Annotated in this window: 6 protein-coding genes; 4 read left to right on the forward strand and 2 right to left on the reverse strand. The window is 38.9% G+C overall.

All coding sequences use genetic code 11. The features are described from left to right. Positions 1-161 precede the first annotated feature (161 nt). Positions 162-1,376 (reverse strand): hypothetical protein, encoded by a 1,215-nt coding sequence (locus Q3C15_RS08480; protein ID WP_283579798.1) that lies wholly within the window; start codon positions 1,374-1,376, stop codon positions 162-164. Positions 1,377-1,593: 217 nt separating this feature from the next. Between Q3C15_RS08480 and Q3C15_RS08485 the strand changes: the two genes are divergently transcribed. Beyond that, on the forward strand, positions 1,594-2,358 hold the full coding sequence (locus Q3C15_RS08485; RefSeq protein ID WP_204779709.1) for a CPBP family intramembrane glutamic endopeptidase: 765 nt from the start codon (positions 1,594-1,596) through the stop codon (positions 2,356-2,358). Positions 2,359-2,426: 68 nt separating this feature from the next. Beyond that, on the forward strand, positions 2,427-2,693 hold the full coding sequence (locus Q3C15_RS08490; RefSeq protein ID WP_057827216.1) for a hypothetical protein: 267 nt from the start codon (positions 2,427-2,429) through the stop codon (positions 2,691-2,693). 33 nt (positions 2,694-2,726) lie between these two features. Here Q3C15_RS08490 and Q3C15_RS08495 read toward each other — a convergent pair whose 3' ends face one another. Next, complete coding sequence (locus tag Q3C15_RS08495) at positions 2,727-3,104, reverse strand: DUF302 domain-containing protein (RefSeq protein WP_057827215.1); 378 nt, start codon at positions 3,102-3,104, stop codon at positions 2,727-2,729. A 135-nt stretch (positions 3,105-3,239) separates the two neighbouring features. On the opposite strand from Q3C15_RS08495, the gene Q3C15_RS08500 reads away from it, so the two are divergent. Next, the gene (locus Q3C15_RS08500; protein WP_204779710.1) at positions 3,240-4,022 is read left to right on the forward strand and encodes a hypothetical protein; all 783 of its coding nucleotides are present in this window, start codon (positions 3,240-3,242) and stop codon (positions 4,020-4,022) included. Positions 4,023-4,057: 35 nt separating this feature from the next. Beyond that, on the forward strand, positions 4,058-4,304 hold a 247-nt coding region (locus Q3C15_RS08505), incomplete at its 3' end, for a GlsB/YeaQ/YmgE family stress response membrane protein (RefSeq protein ID WP_302704959.1).

The following is a 4,304-nucleotide window of genomic DNA, read 5'->3' on the forward strand; positions in this document are numbered from 1 at the left end:
AAACTCTAATCTATGTAACCATAGATTAGAGAAAAAGGATTGTATATTTGGAGTATGTTAGGTAGCAAATAACTAGGGATGTTATTTACTATGCTTTTAGTATGCCCCGTAATTATGAATTTTATATGACGATTTTTAGCAAAAGTTTTAACTTCTCTTTCCTATTGCTTGCGCTTTTTATGATGGCCGAAATCAAGCCGGGTAAGGATTTCTGAAACCGTCAATGCGGCAACTTTTAACAAAGATGGCCGCTTTGAAGTTCCATGATGATTTTCGCCCACTTGAGGCAATCGCTGGTTCAAGACTGCTGGCTTTTGAATTTCAGGTTGCGGCGCTGTCCGTAATTTGCGCTGTAATTCTTCGATTTCTTGTTGGCAATCCAATCCTTTGCGTTTCGCCACCGTTAACTGGTTGATCTTTTCGGCTAACTCTTGTTGGATATTTTCACGTTTCCGGGTTTCGCGTTGAACAGCTTCCTTTGCCCGCCGTAATTCAGCCCGCAAACTTTGCATCCGGTTATTCGCATTTTGAAGAACCGCTAACCGATTTTGGTAATCAACCAAAAGCTGCTCATCGTTCGCTAACTTTTCTTTTGTAGCTTGAAGGGTCGCAGTTGCGTCACCTTGAAGAAGACTTGTTTGATTTTTAACTTCCGTTAGGTTTTCCTTCACATCCGCCAATTTCCGTTCAGCTCCCCGTAAATTATACCGGGCAGTATTCAAATCGATCTGCTTCGTTTGAAGTTTTTCCCGTGCCTGCTGAACATCTTGATCAGCTGCGTCGCTGATTGCAATCTTTGCCTTTTCAACTGCCTGAACTTCGCGCTGAACGATTTGGTTTGCTCCATCAACGTTCTTTTGAACTTCAGCTTGCGTTTCTTCAAGGGCTTTTTGCTGTTCATTCAGCCGCTTGATTTGGGCTTCATCTTCCGCTGAACGTTTACCCGTGTCCTTTGCATCTTTTAATTCATCGATTCGTTGCCGACCGATCAAAATATCATTTTGCTTATTGCTGATTTTCTGACTCAGCTTATTGATATTTTCAATCGTGGCACTTTGAAGATCTTGCTGCGTCTGAACTTTTTGTTCTTCAATGCGTTGTTGTTCGGCTTGTGCGGTTTGAGCCGCCTGCTTTGCTTGATCTGCTTGCCGGTGCTGAGTATCGACCGCCGTTTGCAACTGTTCAATTTCATGACTTAATTCACGCAATTTAGTTTGCGCCGCATCAAGCTGACCTTCAAGGGACGCCCGCCGTGAAGATGCCGTTGGGGTGGCAGATTCCACCGTCACAGCTGATGATTGAGCTTCTGCTTTGCGCCCCTTTACAATTTTTTTCAAAGCAGATGTCCTCTGATCAAAAACTGATGATTTCTTCATTCGGATACCTCTTTTGCTAAATATCGGATTTAATCGTTTCAAATAAAATCACTTTAATTTTACCATTTTGTAATGATCGATGTGAAGAATAATCCAAGATTTTACCAGCTTTTAACCCTTTGATCGGCAAATTTCAAAATTTAGATTGTAATCAGTAAGCCTTCACCTCAATTTCTGTTATAGTTAGGATTAAAGACTCAGCGGAGGAGGAATTTGAATGGCAACAGCCAATCATTCAAAACAAATCAGTAAACCCTGGCTTTCCTGGGCTTTTTGGATCATCTGCTTTTTTGGAATTAATATCCTGCTTGCAGTTGTTCAGGAAAAATTAAACATTACCTTTTTTAAGGGCCAACTACTGCTTCAAGGCGGATGCGAAATTGGCATCATTATCGCCACTTTATTAATTAACCATTTTTATACCAAAGAAAAATTCCATTTCAGCAACTGGAATATCTTCCTGCGCTCTTGGATGGTCGACCTTTTTATCGGCTATTACATCATCGCAATTATTTTAAATCATAATCAAATGCATCATATTGGATTTTATTTCGTTTTAGCGGCTCTAATTGGGATCGCCGAAGAATTCACCTTTCGCGGAATGATTCTTGGAAGTCTGATTCATAATTGGCGGGGAAAAAATCCAATTTTAGGCGGCGTGCTTTTAAGCAGCTTGATTTTTGGCCTTACCCACGCCGTTAATGCTTTTTCGCAGCCGCTCCCGAATACCATTGTTCAAATCGTGGTCGCCTTTTCTTTGGGAGTGATTTTAGCATTCATGTATTTGCGGACAAATAATTTGATCACCCCGATTTTGTTCCACCTGCTCGTGGACTTTACTTCGATTAGCTTGACTAATACTACCGAAAGCCAGGCCGGGTGGGGCGCTGCGCTCCCAATTCTGATCGTGGCGTTATTGGTCTTATTTTTCCAACTTAAACCGCGTCCGCGGACCCAAATCAAGCGCGATTTTAATTTGTAATTACTTTATCCGTGCTTTTTATCTTTAAAATTTGTAAAATTAAAGTAGACGAAACGGAGATGAATACTTTGCAATTAATCACGCGGAATAATGCTTCAGTAATGATTCAAAAGCGGATGAAGACCGGCAAACGGCTTCATGTGATCCTGACAACATGGAAACGGGATCGGAAAATTGAAATTACCCAAAATGGTGGTAATTACCAGTTAAACGAAAATGGTTTTAAACATTTTCAAGCTTCAAAATTGAATCAACAAAAATGTATTTCGGTTTTAAAGGAACGAATGAACATTGAATTTCCTCGTAGTCACCAGATTTACATTGCATTTAAATAAAAAAATTGCACCATTCAGCATGGTGCAATTTTTTTATTTCGCAGCTTCCATCATTTCTTGATACATGTGGTGCATCTTTTCGATGATCTTTTTCCCTTGCTCCTTCAATTGATCATTTCCCGGGAAATCATGCGGATCACGGTAGATCAATTCCGTTTGGTCATTCTTTGCGATTAATAAAACCTTGATCGGTAATTCAAAGGTAACATCATCATTTTCCTGCATCAATAATGTGCCAACTTTCGGATTACCAAAAATAATCAACCGGGTTTCAGGAATTTCAAGGCCAACATTGTCGGCTTCGGCCTTTTGATCAATGTTATCAAAAACCTTGAATCCTTTTCCGTGAATAAAGTCAACGACCTTTTTTTCGACCGTATCAATGTTTGAGTTAACAATAACGTGTTCCATTGCTTCCGCTTCCTTTCTTAATTTTAATTATACCGTTAATTCCACTTTTATTTGAATTTCATGCCTGCTTTAAATTTAATTCATCTGGGATATGTATTAAAATATAGTAATAAAAATAAAGTTAAGGACTAAATTATGACTGAAAAGAAAAATACAAAAGATTTTAAACGGGTATGGATCACGTTACTGTTATGGCTATGCGGAATGTTACTTTTACACATCATTTGCCGGGCACTTCATGTCCGAATCAATGCAAATGATATGCTGATCAGCAACTTAATCACCATTGTCATCGCTCTTGCAATCAATTGGCTGTATACCAAAGAAAAAATCTATTTTGAATGGTATGGTTTCAAACGAATTGGCTGGCTTTTAGTTTTTGCATTGATTTTTATAATTGCGATCAACGCAATGTTTAAGACTGTTCCGTCGACAACTTCCCTTGAAATTTCATTCAGTCCATTTTTCTGGCTGTTTTTCATTCTGGCATCCGCAACGATTCCGGTCATCATGTTCTATGCCATTTTAATGCCCGCGATGATTCATAATTGGCAAACCTCTTCCAATGTTATTCTTAAAAGTTTAATCTTAAGTTCTGCGTTGTTTAGTATTTTTGAAGTGTTTATTCTCAATAACATGTACGGCGGCATTCTTTCAACGATTTACCAGCTCGTTGCGGAATTTGCATTCGGCCTGATGTGCGGGCTCTTTTACTTACGAAGCGTTAACATTATCGTTTCGATTTTCTTTGGTTTCATTGAAACCTTCTGTGCGGTGATTCTAACCCACATTGCACCGTTATTCGGAAATGGAATTATTAATATTATTTTCTTCCTGCTATTTATCTATTTAGTATTAAAAATCACTCTTCGACCACAAAATATTAAACAAATTGAAAAAGATTTTAAACTTAATTGATTATAATAAGACATCAGTTAGAAGGAGGAATTTAAATGTTACATTTAATTTGGGTCCTAATTATTGGGGCCGTTATTGGTGCAATTGCGGGTTGGCTGACAAACCGGCGGGGTTCAATGAGCTGGATTGCGAATATCATTGCCGGTTTGATTGGTTCCGCGCTTGGCGAACATCTCCTCGGATTTTGGGGACCTGTAATTGCAGGAATGGCAATTATCCCGTCAATCATTGGGGCTGTCATTCTTGTCCTGATCGTTTCACTTGTTTTAAAACTTTTGATTA

The sequence above is a fragment of the Ligilactobacillus sp. 110_WCHN genome (genome assembly GCF_030518115.1).
GTDB lineage: Bacteria > Bacillota > Bacilli > Lactobacillales > Lactobacillaceae > Ligilactobacillus > Ligilactobacillus aviarius_C.

What these genes read in the sequence shown, in the direction of transcription:
- Q3C15_RS08480 (WP_283579798.1), bottom strand. Translation starts at nt 1,376, where the DNA reads ATGAAGAAATCATCAGTTTTTGATCAGAGGACATCTGCTTTGAAAAAA.
- Q3C15_RS08485 (WP_204779709.1), top strand. Translation starts at nt 1,594, where the DNA reads ATGGCAACAGCCAATCATTCAAAACAAATCAGTAAACCCTGGCTTTCC.
- Q3C15_RS08495 (WP_057827215.1), bottom strand. Translation starts at nt 3,104, where the DNA reads ATGGAACACGTTATTGTTAACTCAAACATTGATACGGTCGAAAAAAAG.
- Q3C15_RS08500 (WP_204779710.1), top strand. Translation starts at nt 3,240, where the DNA reads ATGACTGAAAAGAAAAATACAAAAGATTTTAAACGGGTATGGATCACG.